Source organism: Photobacterium sp. ABD4_091, from assembly GCF_056160145.1.
The window spans coordinates 489,668-504,160 of record NZ_JBSWWQ010000004.1 but is presented as its reverse complement, the minus strand read 5'-3'; the positions used below and the strand labels follow the sequence as shown (position 1 = coordinate 504,160).

The 14,493-nt window shown below is 45.9% G+C and carries 13 protein-coding genes; 4 read left to right on the top strand and 9 right to left on the bottom strand.

The window, feature by feature from the left end:
- Window positions 1-295 precede the first annotated feature (295 nt).
- Both ACXAGQ_RS26695 and ACXAGQ_RS26690 read left to right on the top strand, forming a co-directional pair.
- Entirely contained in the window at window positions 296-478 is a 183-nt protein-coding gene (locus ACXAGQ_RS26695) for a hypothetical protein (RefSeq protein ID WP_475258041.1), read from the top strand.
- Window positions 479-586: 108 nt separating this feature from the next.
- Complete coding sequence (locus ACXAGQ_RS26690) at window positions 587-1,291, top strand: SDR family NAD(P)-dependent oxidoreductase (RefSeq protein ID WP_475258040.1); 705 nt, start codon at window positions 587-589, stop codon at window positions 1,289-1,291.
- 260 nt (window positions 1,292-1,551) lie between these two features.
- Here the strand turns inward: ACXAGQ_RS26690 and ACXAGQ_RS26685 are convergent, their stop codons facing one another.
- Window positions 1,552-2,082 (bottom strand): hypothetical protein, encoded by a 531-nt coding sequence (locus ACXAGQ_RS26685; RefSeq protein ID WP_475258039.1) that lies wholly within the window; start codon window positions 2,080-2,082, stop codon window positions 1,552-1,554.
- Window positions 2,083-2,507: 425 nt separating this feature from the next.
- Between ACXAGQ_RS26685 and iadA the strand changes: the two genes are divergently transcribed.
- Both iadA and ACXAGQ_RS26675 read left to right on the top strand, forming a co-directional pair.
- The gene (gene iadA / locus ACXAGQ_RS26680; RefSeq protein ID WP_475258038.1) at window positions 2,508-3,644 is read left to right on the top strand and encodes a beta-aspartyl-peptidase; all 1,137 of its coding nucleotides are present in this window, start codon (window positions 2,508-2,510) and stop codon (window positions 3,642-3,644) included.
- 101 nt (window positions 3,645-3,745) lie between these two features.
- Window positions 3,746-5,191: a YfcC family protein gene (locus ACXAGQ_RS26675; RefSeq protein ID WP_475258037.1), complete on the top strand. Its 1,446-nt coding sequence runs from the start codon at window positions 3,746-3,748 to the stop codon at window positions 5,189-5,191.
- Window positions 5,192-5,441: 250 nt separating this feature from the next.
- On the opposite strand, the gene ACXAGQ_RS26670 is transcribed toward ACXAGQ_RS26675, so the two are convergent.
- The 8 genes from ACXAGQ_RS26670 to ACXAGQ_RS26635 form a co-directional block, all read right to left on the bottom strand.
- On the bottom strand, window positions 5,442-6,506 hold the full coding sequence (locus ACXAGQ_RS26670) for an alanine/ornithine racemase family PLP-dependent enzyme (protein ID WP_475258036.1): 1,065 nt from the start codon (window positions 6,504-6,506) through the stop codon (window positions 5,442-5,444).
- A 226-nt stretch (window positions 6,507-6,732) separates the two neighbouring features.
- Window positions 6,733-7,656 carry a LysR family transcriptional regulator gene (locus tag ACXAGQ_RS26665; RefSeq protein WP_475258035.1) on the bottom strand — a complete coding sequence of 308 codons (924 nt, stop codon included), beginning with the start codon at window positions 7,654-7,656 and terminating at the stop codon, window positions 6,733-6,735.
- A gap of 268 nt (window positions 7,657-7,924) precedes the next feature.
- A complete protein-coding gene (locus ACXAGQ_RS26660) occupies window positions 7,925-9,097 on the bottom strand; it encodes a MalY/PatB family protein (RefSeq protein ID WP_475258033.1) in 1,173 nt (390 codons plus the stop codon).
- Window positions 9,098-9,106: 9 nt separating this feature from the next.
- Window positions 9,107-10,588, bottom strand: coding sequence for a Na+/H+ antiporter NhaC (nhaC, locus tag ACXAGQ_RS26655; RefSeq protein WP_475258032.1), 1,482 nt, complete (start codon window positions 10,586-10,588; stop codon window positions 9,107-9,109).
- Window positions 10,589-10,720: 132 nt separating this feature from the next.
- Window positions 10,721-11,746, bottom strand: coding sequence for a LacI family DNA-binding transcriptional regulator (locus tag ACXAGQ_RS26650; RefSeq protein WP_475258030.1), 1,026 nt, complete (start codon window positions 11,744-11,746; stop codon window positions 10,721-10,723).
- A gap of 222 nt (window positions 11,747-11,968) precedes the next feature.
- Window positions 11,969-13,147 (bottom strand): M20 metallopeptidase family protein, encoded by a 1,179-nt coding sequence (locus ACXAGQ_RS26645; RefSeq protein ID WP_475258028.1) that lies wholly within the window; start codon window positions 13,145-13,147, stop codon window positions 11,969-11,971.
- Window positions 13,147-13,596: a hypothetical protein gene (locus ACXAGQ_RS26640; RefSeq protein WP_107297873.1), complete on the bottom strand. Its 450-nt coding sequence runs from the start codon at window positions 13,594-13,596 to the stop codon at window positions 13,147-13,149. Before ACXAGQ_RS26640 ends, ACXAGQ_RS26645 begins: the two co-directional genes overlap by 1 nt.
- Window positions 13,580-14,413, bottom strand: coding sequence for a DUF3100 domain-containing protein (locus ACXAGQ_RS26635; RefSeq protein ID WP_475258026.1), 834 nt, complete (start codon window positions 14,411-14,413; stop codon window positions 13,580-13,582). The genes ACXAGQ_RS26640 and ACXAGQ_RS26635 overlap by 17 nt, the downstream gene beginning before the upstream one ends.
- Window positions 14,414-14,493: the final 80 nt, after the last annotated feature.

The following is a 14,493-nucleotide window of genomic DNA, read 5'->3' as shown; positions in this document are numbered from 1 at the left end:
TCGGCTCAGTAACTGGGCATAAATTTAACATTCGCAGTATGAATAACGATATCCAGTTTGTAGGATCGAACCCATCAATGTCATATCCGTATATTCCGGTTAATTGGCAGTCAGGCAGAACGCTTCTCGTGTCGGCGTAAGAAGTCAAAGTCATTTCACGACATTTTTGCTCAACCTTTTGATTTTAAATTGTTTAATTTTGTTTTTGAAAAAAGTTTTGTGAGCGCGATCAGTGAACAATGTGGACTGAAAATTAAGATGTGGTTGACTGGGATTCAATGTAAAGGACTAAACAATGTGTAAAAAGCAGGAAGCAAGGCAAAGTATCGCTGACTACATGGCGCAATCGGCTAGCTCAAAAGGTGTCGAAGATCTGGAAGTTTTACTGACAGAGTTAGTCAAGGAAGTGGAAATAAGGCAAGGTACAGAGTTTGCCCAATTCATGTGCGAAAGAGCAAGCCTACAGCTTCTTCGATAAAGTATGTACATAAAGCGATTTACATAAGGGCATGCAGATAAAGCAAAATTGCTTTGCGGCAATGGCAAAAGGCATTCAGATATACTCCTGAAAAAAGAGAGGTATCTAATGATCAAAACAGCAACTATCGCGGCCCCATTTTCTGAAGTGGCTAGCAAGATTATCGAACAACTCATATCAGAGGGCACCAAGTTAGTTGGCTTCGCTCGGGTAGGGGATGAGCAAAGAGGCGGCCAACTCGAGGAGAGGCATAAAGGGGCGATAAAAATTATCTATGGTGATATGGCCGATGAAAAATCGGCCCGCCGTATGGTGGAAGAGGCAATAACGCACCTGGGTACGATAGAAGCTCATTACCATTGTGCTGGTGTGTTCTCCTGGAGCTATTGGCAATATGTTGAGCCGAATGAAGTTGCGCGTTTGTTTAATGCCAACTTCCAAACGGCTTGGTGTATGTCTAAAGCACTAGTCCCTGTCATGCTGGGAGAGAGCCGTAGCAGTATGGTTTTTGTCTCGGCAAGGGACACGTCACGCTTTGTTGGTGCTGGCTTCGGCCCTTATATGGCTTCAAAATTGGCTTTGAACGGATTGGTTGAAAGTTTGGCTGCTGAACTAATTAGTACCAACATTACAGTTAACGCTGTGCAGCCGACCATTATTAATACCGAAATTAATCGTAAGGCATTACCTGATATTGAACCTGATAACTTTGTCGAACCTGCGCAACTGGCTGGCATAATGATCGATATCAGCCAGCCGACACGACATCAGCTTTCGGGGGCATTGATTCCGATTAACAGTGGTTTGATTTAAGAATATAAGCTCTGATCTTTATAGGAAATAAGTGCCAGCTGGCGGCACATATTCCTATCTATCGCTGGAGTCGGTTATCTAGTTGGCCGGTTCAAGTGAAACAACATTTTGCTGGCCATCAACCGTTAAGTGAAATACTTCAGTGAATGAGTGATCGGTTATCTCAGCTGCAACAGTCGCAATAGGGATCTCAGCCATTTCACCTGTAGCCGACTTGACCAAATAGGTTTTGTTATTGACATACTGACTATTTTCAACGGTTAAAAGTACACCAATGCATATTCTTGTTGGAAATCTTCATAGAGCGCAATACAAGGCTGGGTGCTGGATTGGCACTTAGGAATCGATTCTGGCCTATGAGTGTGGTACTTACCAGTTACCTCTCTCATGATATGGATATATTGGGCTTGTTTATGAGGAATGCCGTAAAAGTGGCTGTCATCGTTACACAGAAGAGAGGCGAGTTCCCCTTTGGTTTCATGCGATACGGTTAACGACTTGCTGATCGTATGGTGTGACAAGCTACTTTCATTTAGCCAAGGTATGTCGTAGCCACGATGCTCCAGTTCAAGCAATAAGTAGCCAGCATCATTGTTGCCGTATAATGCGTCGATAAAGTTATAGTGGTACTTGCCGTTGGTTGCTTGATACTCAGATGCTGCGCCGCGTGAATATGATTCACTGCTTAGTTGCATTGTACCTGCTTTAGGCTCTGTGATAGTAAGCTCCACCTCTCCTACACGGCCATAACGGTAAATGGTCCCTCCGTCGCTGCTTGAGCAAAAGCTCACGGCTTTTCCATTTCGAAGATCACAGCCCGTAATATAATCCTCATGGGGTTGGCATAGGGACTCCGCATAGCTAGGTGCAGCTATCAGAATGGATACAAGAGAAAAGTATTTCAAATCGGGCCTCGATATGTTTGACAAGAATTAGGTGGCGATTATTTGCTTGTGGGGGGGGCTAACATAGCTAGGGGGTAGAGTAATGCTTTCTTTGTAACTCATTGATATTAATGGCTATATTGCTTCTTTCTTTTCAATACATCGATTTCACACAAAGTAACTATCTCAACCTCACTATTTATCTTTTGCTGCAATAGTCGTTCAATGTTGACAACCAACAAGCGAGACGAAGCAGTATTCGCTTGTCTGAGGTAGCCGTCGGATAAATTTACGGTTATCGGAAGTTATAGATCTTAAAGGAAAGAGGACTCATGTTTACCCTACTGAAAAATGCAAATCTCTATAACCCCAATAAGGTTGGCAAAACGGACATCTTAATAGGCCAAGGAAAGCTACTCGCTATTGAGCCTGATTTAAATCTAAAAGGATTACCGAACATTACCGAGATTGATTGCCGTGGCAAGATCGCTGCCCCTGGATTGATTGATCAACATGTACACCTTATTGGCGGTGGTGGAGAGTCTGGCTTTGCCAGTCGAGTCCCTCAGGTTAGTCTCAAAAAGTTGCTACAGGCAGGAACCACAACAGTAATCGGTGTACTTGGAACCGATGGTATTTCGCGCTCACCTCGCGATTTGTATGCCAAAGCTGCTGCTCTGACTGAAAGTGGGATGAGTGCTTACATGTATACTGGCTCCTACGAAGTCCCGACCAAAACCATTACGGGGTCTATTCGGGATGATATGGCATTTATCCCGTCTGTATTGGGGGTTAAGGTTGCCTTGGCAGATCATCGATGTTCATTTCCAACCACTCAGGAACTTGCGCGTATTACTTCAGATATCAGAGTCGCGAGTTTGCTATCAGGAAAACGCGGCGTGCTTCATATCCACATGGGTGACCTACCCAATGCTTTTGACAAGATTGATGAACTCTTAGATATGGGAATCCCCATTAAACACTTTTCACCAACTCATCTCGAGCGTAATGCAGGCTTGTTTGATGAAGCAATCCGCTTTGCATTGAAAGGCGGGAAAATTGATATTACGTCTGCGCCTGGCAATTTTGCTGAGCAAGAGCAGATGATAAAACATGCACTTGAATCAGGGGTCGCTGCTGACCGAATTACGACTAGCTCTGATGGTAACGGCAGCCTGCCAGAGTTTAATGAGCAAGGTGAGCTTACCGGTATTGTTGCGGCAAGTTGTGATAGCAACCTGGAGTTTTTACCGAAATTAATCAATGTAGGCATTGAGCCTGAGATGGCCATCGCCATGATGACAGCTAACGTTGCCGATACATTAGGAATAAATAAAGGCCGAGTCGAATTAGGTTGTGATGCCGATATCTGTATTTTTAATGATGATTTTACGATTCATTCAGTGATTGCCAAAGGAAAAACAATGATTTTGGCTGGAGACGTATTAATAAAAGAAAACTTTGAATAATGCTTTGATTTCTATTTTTCCCAATAACAATTCCTACTCAGTGTTTGGTATAGAGAGTTACCGTTTTCTGCTGGTGATAGCAGTAAGACAAGGAGATAATAATGACGACCCAAACCGCGACAACAGAAGAGAAAACCGGCTTTTTTGCTAATTTTAAATTTCCTTCAGCTTACACAATCCTTTTTGCCCTTATTGCGTTTGTCGCTTTGCTAACCTGGATCATTCCTGCAGGTCAGTATGAGCGTGTGATGAACGAGGAGCTTGGTCGAGAAGTGCCGATAAGTGGCACTTACCAACCGATAGACAGCAACCCGCAGGGTTTCGTGGACATTTTACTTGCGCCGATCGATGGTTTTTATGATCACAACAGTTATGAAGCTGCGGCAATTGACGTTGCTTTATTTATTCTTGTCATCGGTGGTTTCCTTGGCTTGGTGACCAAAACGGGTGCGATTGATGCCGGTATCGCACGTGTAACCGCACGGTTCAAAGGGCGGGAAGAGCTGATGATCCCCATCTTGATGGCCATGTTTGCGGCAGGGGGAACGATTTACGGTATGGCTGAGGAAACAATCCCTTTCTATACATTGCTTGTCCCTGTCATGATGCTGGCACGTTTTGATCCTTTGGTTGCAGCGGCAACTGTGCAGTTGGGAGCGGGTATTGGCAGCCTTGGCTCAACCATCAACCCATTTGCTACCGTAATTGCCTCTAATGCAGCGAGCATCTCATTTACAGACGGTATCGAACCACGTTTTGCGATATTGCTCATTGGTTGGGTGATCTGTGTCGGATATGTCATGCGCTATGCCAAAATGGTTCGTGAAGACAAGACCAAGTCTATCGTTTATGACAAATACGAAGAGAACAAAGCCTTCTTCCTTGGTAATCAGTCTGATGAGCTGATTGAATTTACGACAACACGCAAAATCATTCTGGCACTGTTTGCTGCATCGTTCGGAATCATGATCTACGGCGTGGCAATGGCAGGCTGGTGGATGGCCGAAATTTCAGCCATGTTCTTGGCTGCAACCATTATTATTGGCTTAGTCGCCCGCATGAGTGAAGAGGAGTTAACATCTAGTTTCATCAATGGTGCTCGTGATTTATTGGGTGTTGCACTTATCATCGGCATCGCTCGGGGTATCGTCGTTATCATGGACCGCGGGATGATCACCGATACCGTTCTAAACTATGCCGAACATGCAGTAACAGGCCTTTCATCTATTGTCTTTATCAATGTGATGTATTGGCTTGAGGTCTTATTGTCGTTCGTCGTGCCTTCTTCTTCGGGGCTTGCAGTATTAACCATGCCGATTATGGCTCCTCTTGCTGATTTTGCTGGAGTAGGCCGTGATTTGGTTGTAACGGCTTATCAATCCGCTTCCGGTTTGGTCAATATGGTTACACCAACGTCTGCGGTATTGATGGGGGGACTGGCAATCGCACGTGTACCTTACGTACGTTGGTTAAAATGGGTCGCTCCATTAATAGGAATGTTGACCGTATTAATCATGGCGACCCTAAGTATTGGCGCCATGATTTAAGCTCGATGCAAATTAGATGTAAACTATTTGGATTAAGGTAATAACAAAACCACCAGTAATTAATATTGCTGGTGGTTTTTTCTGTTTTATAGAGAGGAAAACAATCTAAATTAAAGTAAATGATTTATATGGTGGTTTGCAATTAATGTTGCTCAAGATGGATATCGTAATAAAGAGGAAGAGCCATAATAAGGAAGTGAGAATATTAAGAGGGGCAAGGCGGGCTTTATTGCCCGCTCAGGTAGGTAGACTAGATAAATCGCTTGTTAACATATTCAGAAGTCATACATTGCAAAACACCACTGTAGGAAAGATTGAATGTAACCAAACTGCCAACCTGGTAGTTAATGTCGCTGTCATTGATATCCAGAATAAGGTGATCACTGCTGCCGCCGATAACAATAATATGTTTGTCTTGCGGGATAATTTGATTGATATCGACATCTTGTTTACCAATGGCACAGATGGCACGCTTACGAAGCCCGCGGTCGATAAAGTGAGGTTTATTGCCAAAGGCATCCAATGCTGTGGAGTTAGCAGGTAACGATGGTTTCACTTTTATCTCAATGATCTCTACTGAAAGATCAAATGTGTCCTGGCGAGTATTGGGAACCGGAGCATCGTTAAGCCCGATCCCCATTAACAAGGATGCCCCCAGCCTTAATTGGTTGACTCCTTGTGGGAGCTCTCCTCGCTGCATAATATTTAACCCGGCTGAGCTGGCTCCGGTAACATATTTGAGCTTAATTTGGTTTTCGGCTTCTATCTTTGCAGCAATTGAAAGCAATTCATCTTGGTTTTCGGTGCAGGGTTCGACACCACCATAACAAGCAAGATTAGTCCCTAAACCAACGAGTTCGATGCCTGGTAGCGCAATAGCATGGCGGGCAAGAGCTAGCGTTTCTTCTTCAAAGAATGCTCCTTCGCGGAGATCGCCCAGATCATGCATAAGAATAACTTGGTGCACTCGGTGCTGGTTAGTGGCTTCTTTCGAGAGAGCGTATAAGGTTGTCAGTTCAGAATTAAGAGAGATGTCTGCATAACGGACAACATCATCTATTTCACTGATTGCTGGCAATCGAAGTAACATTTTTTCGGCATCGAGTTGGTAGAGCTTTTTTAAGTTGGCAATGCGTGAATCAGCCAGCAGATGAATGCCACCGTTAATAATAGCCTGTCCGACTTCCGGGTGGGCACAGGCGAGCTTGGTGACACCTGCAGGGGTAACGCCGTGGTTTTTGCATGTCGTAACCATATTTTGAGTATTATGGATGATTGTATCTAATCGAATATTAATGCATGGATAAACGCTCATTGATTTACCTTAGTAATAAACCCACCTCAATAAATTAAAAGGCTATGTGACTTGCTAATCAGGTGGGTATGTTCTTATCTGTAAATATTTAGCGCTTTTTGGGAGGGATAATAAATAGTGAGGTTAATATGGTTACTTTGCGAAAATTAGATGTATTGGAAAGAATGAAATAAAACCTTCGGGATAAGGATTTTTATCCCGGAGGTAAATTATAAATAATAAAGTGTTAGGCTGTGACTAAGTCTTTATCTTGATTATGATGAACGCTGACAACGGCATTCATAAGCTGAGTTGCAGCCAGAGATTGCTCTTTTGAATCCAGAGTGGTTAGGTGGAAATCAGCAAGGTATTCAAGAGAAGGAGCGTTGACTTTGACCATTTCACCGCGCTGTTCCCAGATATAGGCGTAGTGGTCTGGAAGGTACCCAACAAAATTACCTGACAAAATCAGGTGTGCCGTTGCCTCCATATTTGTACTGCTGGCAAGGTGCATTATATCTTTCTTCTCGCTAAGCGGAGTGATTTTGTGCGCTAAGCCACGCTCAACAATCGGGTATTGGAGCAAATCCTCTACCTGAACCTCTCGAGTGAGGTTCAGGATTGGGTGCTCAGCCGAGCAATATAAGCATTGTTTTTCATTAAACAAAAAAGTGTAGTTTAGGCCATCTTTAGGCATTTCTGATGAGGTGATCCCCAGCTCAATTTTACCCTCTAGCAGCATCATCTCAATTTGGTAAGAGTCACGGATATCGGTATCTATGGTGACTTTTGGGTAACCATTGCAAAAGCGGCGGATAGCCTGTTGGATTTTGCATCGTGGGTTGGTTGCTAGATTATCGGTGAGGGCAAAGTGGATATGACCATGTGAGACATTTCTAATACTATCTAGCCGTCTTTCGAAATGGGCGATATCTTTAAAAAGCTCCTTGCTGTACTGATAAACCTTTTGACCGTCACTGGTGAGTCTAAATCCTCTTCGGCCACGATGGCACAAGGTCATGCCGAGTCGTGTTTCCAAGTCATTCATCCGAGTACTGATGGTAGACTGGTGCATGTTTAGTTTAAATTGAGCTGCAGAAAAGCCGCCTGATTCGACAATGGTAATAAAGAGGTGGAGCAATTTAATATCAAAATCATTAACTTTTTGCATTTATGTTTCTCAGTTTCAATTTCTCAGATGTTTTACTGATACCTGATGATATGTTGTTTGATGCTACTTTATCCTCGAGGTTATTTCTGAGAGGTATCGCACTGATAAACAGAATGGTCAATAGCGATTCGGCTATCTCTAATACATTTCGCAGGTGTTCTTGAGCAAGTAAGGTTTTTCTCATGCTAAGAAAAAAGGATCTGATTCAATCAGATCCTTTTAGGTGTAGCTGCTACATGCTAGGGCTGAGTAGTCGCTTTGAAATGACTTACAAAGCCAAAGCCGCTTTTAACCTCCTGCAAGCCTCAAGCAGAGTTTCGCGCGGACAACCTAGATTTAAGCGGATATAGCCTGAACCTTCAGTTCCGAAGGCAATTCCCATACTTGGCACAATGCCGGCTTCAACCAACTTTTGCTCCAGAACAGCATCTTCAAGCCCTAACTCGCGGCAATTTACCCAAGCAAGGTATCCAGCTTGTGGTGGCTGGAAGTGCAGTTGAGGTAGCTCCTTTTCAATGAAAGTCGCTAGGGTGTCGATGTTGCCTTGCAGATAGAGCTTCAACGCATTTAGCCAATCACCAGATGACTGGTAAGCAGTAGTCGCTGCACACATTGCCAAGCTGTTGTAGACATCCATACCATGGGCATCAAGGCGACGGATAAAGGCCGCTTTCAGTTCACTGTTTGGGATCATGAAGTTAGAGATCCGCAATGACGACAGGCCAAATGTCTTACTTGCAGCAGTGGCAACCACAAGGCGTTTCTTCAAATTTTCCGGTAGTGCCAGTGCCGAATGGTATTGATGGCCCGGCATTGCCAAATCGCCCCAGATTTCATCACTGAGCAGCCACACTTGGTAGCGTTCACATAATTCGGCCAGTGCCAGAATCTCTTCTTGCGACCAGGCTTTACCCACAGGGTTGTGCGGGTTACAGAAGATCATCACCTTGCAGCCTTGTGCAAAGCACTGCTTAAGGTGGGTAAGATCCATCCGGTAGTCACCATTGTCGTTAACCAGAGGGTTAGCAACGATTTCACGATCATTGAGTTCGGTGATCTTGCGGAATGAGCCGTAGCCCGGAGTCTGCATGACCACCTTGTCGCCAGTTTCGGTCAACATCTGGATCAACATTGATAGGCCGGGTAGGACACCGTGTACTGTTGTGATCCAGTTATGATCGATATTGATCCCATGTTGCTGCTGATACCAATTGATGATCGCTTGGTAATACTCGTTGTTACGCTCGGCATAACCAAAGATGCCATGCTCGATCCGTTGGTTGAGTGCTTCCAGCACCGCTGGTGGTGCTTGGAAGTCGTAATCCGATACCCACATAGGTAGGCGCTCTTCAGAATCAAGCCCCAGCTTTTCGGTCATGAAATCCCATTTTAGAGAGCCGGTTGAGCGGCGGTCATGAACCTGGTCGAAAGATAGTGTCATGGTGTTACCTTATTTCGCTTCAGCAACTGCCGAAGGGTTTGTTGCTTGTTGTTCTGATGCTGGCTCTGTTAATTGAGTAACTGGCGCTTTGGCAATACCGAAGCCAGTGAAGCCGTAGATAATGGCGAAAATCACGCCGGTGTAACATTGGATAGCCCAAGGGAGGTAATCGAGAGTGGATACGCCAAGGGTACCGGCCATGTATACACCTGCTGCAGTCCAAGGGACTAGTGGTTCAATAATGGTGCCGGCATCTTCGATGGTACGGGATAGGTTCTTGGTATCTAGCCCCATTTTGCGGTAGGCGTTTTGGAACAGTTCACCCGGGATAAGCAGTGCCAGCTTGCCATCGGAAGTGGTGAACACAACGGTGATAGTCGCGATCACGGTCGACAGGATTAACTGGCCTGTTGTGTGGATAAGGTGCAGGAAGTGTCCAAGTACGACATTGAGTGCGCCTGTAAGGCTAAGGATCCCCGCGAAGGCAAAGGCACAGAAGACCAACAGGATAGTGCTCATCATCGAGAACAAGCCACCGCGATTAAGCAGCTTTGAAACATCAGGAATGATGGTGTCGATTGCGTGGCCGTTGGCGCTGAACATGCTGATGTTGAAACCATCGACATAAGCTTGGAAACCCTGCTGTAGGCTGAAACCTTGGAATACCATACCCAGACCAAGTGCAATTGCCGAAGCAGTCAGCATTAGAGGGATCACCGGCTTCTTAGTCAATGCGCCCCAAAGGATCATTGCTGGTGGGATAACAAGCAGGATGTTTAGGTTATAAAGGCTTTCAAGGCCAGCTAGGATCTCGACCACTTTTTGTGGCTCAGCAACACCGGCGATATCACCGTGCTGACCAGCAAAGAAAAAGACGATAGAAGCGATCACAAAGCCTGGCAAGGTCGTGTAGAGCATGTGCTGGATGTGCTCATAAAGGGTGGTGCCAGACACAACAGGTGCGAAGTTGGTTGAATCGGAAAGAGGCGAGATTTTATCACCGAAGTAAGCACCGGAAACCACAGCACCCGCTGCTGCGGCAAGGGAAACATCCAAGCCCGCAGCAACACCCATTAGCGCCACTCCGACTGTACCTGCCGAGCCCCAAGATGTACCGGTACACACCGACACGACACTGGTGACAAAGAAGGCGGCAATCAAGATGTATTCAGGGCTAATGACTTTCAGGCCCCAGTAGACCATGTAGGGGATAGTACCGCTGATCATCCAGCTGGCTATCAAGCCACCGACCGAGACCAGAATGAGGATAACCGGCATGGCTTTGGCGAGCTTCTCAACGATAGCTCCCATGATGTCATCCCAGTTGTAACCCATGCGATAAGCGATAAAGCCGGTAAACGCAGCTGAAACTAATAGTAGTGGTTCGATACGCAGTCCAAGCATGCCGTAACCAATTGCCAGTAAGCCAAACATTACCGCGATAGGGGCTATCGCCAGCGGAAGTGATGGCAGAGGCTTTGTATTTGTCATTGTGTTGTCCTCTTTGAGTCAGTACAGGTTTGTTTCAATGACACAATGTTAAGGGGGCACCCAGATACAAAATGAGAGCTAGGTGCTGGTTTCATGTAAGCGCTTACATGGCGTATGTACATATGAGTTTCGTCACATTTTTTTGCTTAAAAGGGGCTTTCTGGGCCTTGCAACGGTTTGTCTCTCGATTAAAGTCGCTTGAAACTGGTGATCGCTAGGCGGGTTCAAACCACTGGCTTTGAGCTTGAGGGCAAGCTTGGCTGCATGGGCGGACATCTCGTCAATCGGGTTGTGCATGGTCGACAGGCGAGGGTAGAGATAACGGGCCAGCAAAACATCGTCAAAACCTACTATCGATATGTCGCCAGGGACATTCAAGCCATGAGAGTGCAGGCTTGCCATTAGGCCAGCTGCCATGACATCGTTGAAAGTGACGACAGCGGTCACTTCGGGACACTGGGTAAGCAACTGCTCACCAGCCAATTCACCACCATGCTCGCTGAAGTTCTGGTTGATGATCCAGTTTGGCTCTATCGCCAAGTTCGCTTGTTGCATGGCATCACGATAACCTTCGAGTCGGTCTGTCCTATCTTCAATCGGAAGATCACTGGTGACACAGGCTATCTTGCGGTGGCCTTGGGCAATCAGGTAACTGACAGATTCAGCCGCCCCCTTGCGGTTATCGACCCACACCGAGCGATTGGCTATTTGTGGGATAGTGCGGTTAAGCAATACCATGGCTGGTAACTGGGCGCTGTATCTCAGCAAGGTACTATCGTCGAGCATTTTGGAGTGCACGACCATGGCTTCGCAGCCTTGGCTGATGAGAAAATCCAGCCCCTCTTTTTCCCTCTGAGCATTGTGGCCGCCACTGACCACGACCAACTGGCAGCCATGCTGTCGCGCCACTTCTTCAACATGCTTGGCGATAAGGGCAAAGAATGGATCTGCAAGGTTACCGGTCAGTAGGCCAAGAGTATTATTGGATCGGCTAGCAAGGGCGGTGGCTCTGGCGTCACGTTGGTAGTTCAAGTTCTTAATGGCTTTTTCAACCCGCTCTAAGGTAACGGGCTCTACATAGGCCGAGCGGTTGATAACGCGTGATACCGTCGCAGTGGATACGCCTGCCAATTGGGCGACATCTTTAATAGTTGCCATAACTTTACACGTTGAATATGTGCTATAGGAATAATTGGCGCGGAGTGTAGCGGGATTAAAGGTAGAAAGCTGTTAGGTGGGTCAAAGCTTGGCTATTGGCTATTGGCTATTGGCTATTGGCTATTGGCTTTGCGTTATAAAATTGGCTGGTAAAAAGCGGACAAAAGAAAGGCCTGGCACCGAAATGCCAGACCTTAGACTAACGCTTTGTTATCGCAGTGATTAACGTGTTGCGATATTAATGAAGATTTGTGCGCCTACCAAAGGAGCATGCTCGTCAACATAGTATGGGTTAGAGTGAAGGTAGTTACAGATCCCTTTCTCTTTATTACCCGAGCCCAAGAAGAAGAACGCACCGCGCTTGTCTTCTGTTGCGTTAACCATGTAGCTGAAATCTTCACTGCCGGTCATTGGTGAGCCATTGACGTTCATCATATCAGCAGGTACGGCATCACCCGCTGCTTCAACCACACGCTGGTAGGCTTCTGGGTGGTTGATAATGGCAGGGTAACCGCAGTAAGTCATAGAAGTATTGAAGCCACGGAGCTTGCTCTGGGCAACGATGGACTCGAAGCTGCCGCGCAGCACTTCATCAGTTTCACTGTCCATCGAGCGGATTGTCCCGCGGGCTTGTACATTAGCCGCAACCGCATTTGGCACTGTACCGCCGTTGAACATGCCGCAGACAAATACCGCAGGCGAGAACGGGTTGGTCTGCTTGGCGACGATGTAGTCCATGTCTTCGACAATGCGTACACCTTCGCGGATTGCATCCAGCCCTTTGTGAGGTGTAGAGCCATGGGCAGATTTACCTTCGATGTCCAAGGTCCAGGCGCTACCGTACGAAGACATAATACCGTTATTGATGCTAACGAAGCCACATTCGAGCGCTGCATCGTTGTGCAGTGCATAGACTTCGTTCACGCCATTCATACAGCCAAGCTCGACCATCTTGTTTGCGCCATCAACACGCATGTCTTCTTCTGCCATCTGGAAGATGAAGCGCACGTTGTGCTTTAGTTCATCCTTGTAAGCTGACAGGTATTTTGCTGCAGTCAGCAGCGTTGCCATATGGACATCGTGGCCACAGTTGTGGGCACGACCTGCATGCTGTGAGGTATGTTCGTTGTCGGTCAGGTCATCCATCTCCAGTGCGTCCATATCAGCACGGAAGGCAACCATCTTGAATGAATCATCAACAATCAAATCAGCGATAAAGCCGGTATAGCCATCGTAAGTTGTGATAGCGTAGCCACACTCATTCATGATGTTCTGGCAGTAAGCGGATGTCTTGTATTCTTCGCCAGACAGCTCAGGGATTTGATGTAAATCTTGGCGAGCCGTGATGCTGAAAGTGGTTAGCTCAAGAAGCTTATTGTCGATATTAAAACGAGACAGCATTAGATAATCCCTTTCATTGAGAAGCCAATTTGTGCAATCAAAGATGCGCCTAGGAAACAGCTAGTTGAAACCACTAGGAACAATACAATCACTTTCCAAGACAGCTTTTTCAGTTCTTCCATCTTGCCACCGACAGACAGACCTGCGAAGGCAAGAAGAGGTACAGTACAAGATAGGAACTGTACTTTGCCGATTGAATCGAGGAAGAAGGTTCTAATGGCCGTTTCAGGTAAACAAATCAAAATACCGATAATGGTCGCGTAGGCAAAAGTCGGTAGTGGTGACTTGATGTAGTTTTTGGCTACCAGAGATAGGAATACCACAATTGACATCGCGATAAAGCTATCCCACATATTGAAGAAATTGATACCCGTGGTCAGGGTTTGTGTGAACATGGCAAGCAACAGTGCCAAGAACACAAACTTCATATCATTAAGCACCGACTGCATCTTGCACCTCTTTCTTCTGGCAAATTTTGTAAACGAATTCGGCAAGTGGAATACCGATAAATGTAAGCGATAGTGCACCTAGCACAGATGAAAGCAGGTTAGATGCAGCAGCAATACTAAGAGCTTGCTGAGCCATCTCTGGGTTAAGATTGCTAACCAAAGCACCAGATGCTGCACTTAGCATTGAGCCACTGCCTACACCAGTACCGGCAGCAAGTGCTAGTGGGTGAATACCCGTTAAAGGACCAACACTACCCAGTACACTGAACCAAAGGGTACCGATCACCGAACCACATAGGTAAATCGCTAGAACGCCGATGTACTCTTTGGTACCGGTACCGTATTTGCCTTGGATTACAGCGATAGAAGGTTCACGACTAATTGATGAACATGCGCCGATTGCTTCACGGCCCATGCCAAATTTCACGGCTAACGGAATTGCAACCAGAATTGGCAACAGGTTACCAAGCTCTTGGAAGATAAGAGGGATACCGGCATCTAAGATGATGTCGATGTTTGGAATGATCATACCTGCGTACTGAGTTCCTAGCACAAGCAAGCAGAAGCCAACCATTTTAGAGGCGAAGGATTCTTCTTCTTCAGTGAAGATCTTACCCCATGCACTAATTTTATTACGTACTGGATTTAAAGAAATGATCATCCCGATCGTTACGGCAAACAGCATTGGCAGGATGGCAATGTTTATTTCCCCGAATGAAATATTTTTTGTTCCAATAACAACTTGCGCAATGAATATAACAGCCATTGCGATAATAGTTGATATTGCAACTATTTTTATAGGCGAGCGATTACTCATAGGTTTCTACCTGATTGGTTATTTTTCGGGATGAGATATTAACGATGGTTAAAATATAAAATGTGAGGTGAATCGACTTT

Excerpts from the sequence above, each read along its gene's own strand:
- ACXAGQ_RS26695 (WP_475258041.1), top strand. The coding sequence starts at position 296 with ATGTGTAAAAAGCAGGAAGCAAGGCAAAGTATCGCTGACTACATGGCG.
- ACXAGQ_RS26690 (WP_475258040.1), top strand. The coding sequence starts at position 587 with ATGATCAAAACAGCAACTATCGCGGCCCCATTTTCTGAAGTGGCTAGC.
- iadA (WP_475258038.1), top strand. The coding sequence starts at position 2,508 with ATGTTTACCCTACTGAAAAATGCAAATCTCTATAACCCCAATAAGGTT.
- ACXAGQ_RS26675 (WP_475258037.1), top strand. The coding sequence starts at position 3,746 with ATGACGACCCAAACCGCGACAACAGAAGAGAAAACCGGCTTTTTTGCT.
- ACXAGQ_RS26670 (WP_475258036.1), bottom strand. The coding sequence starts at position 6,506 with ATGAGCGTTTATCCATGCATTAATATTCGATTAGATACAATCATCCAT.
- ACXAGQ_RS26665 (WP_475258035.1), bottom strand. The coding sequence starts at position 7,656 with ATGCAAAAAGTTAATGATTTTGATATTAAATTGCTCCACCTCTTTATT.
- ACXAGQ_RS26660 (WP_475258033.1), bottom strand. The coding sequence starts at position 9,097 with ATGACACTATCTTTCGACCAGGTTCATGACCGCCGCTCAACCGGCTCT.
- nhaC (WP_475258032.1), bottom strand. The coding sequence starts at position 10,588 with ATGACAAATACAAAGCCTCTGCCATCACTTCCGCTGGCGATAGCCCCT.
- ACXAGQ_RS26650 (WP_475258030.1), bottom strand. The coding sequence starts at position 11,746 with ATGGCAACTATTAAAGATGTCGCCCAATTGGCAGGCGTATCCACTGCG.
- ACXAGQ_RS26645 (WP_475258028.1), bottom strand. The coding sequence starts at position 13,147 with ATGCTGTCTCGTTTTAATATCGACAATAAGCTTCTTGAGCTAACCACT.
- ACXAGQ_RS26640 (WP_107297873.1), bottom strand. The coding sequence starts at position 13,596 with ATGCAGTCGGTGCTTAATGATATGAAGTTTGTGTTCTTGGCACTGTTG.
- ACXAGQ_RS26635 (WP_475258026.1), bottom strand. The coding sequence starts at position 14,413 with ATGAGTAATCGCTCGCCTATAAAAATAGTTGCAATATCAACTATTATC.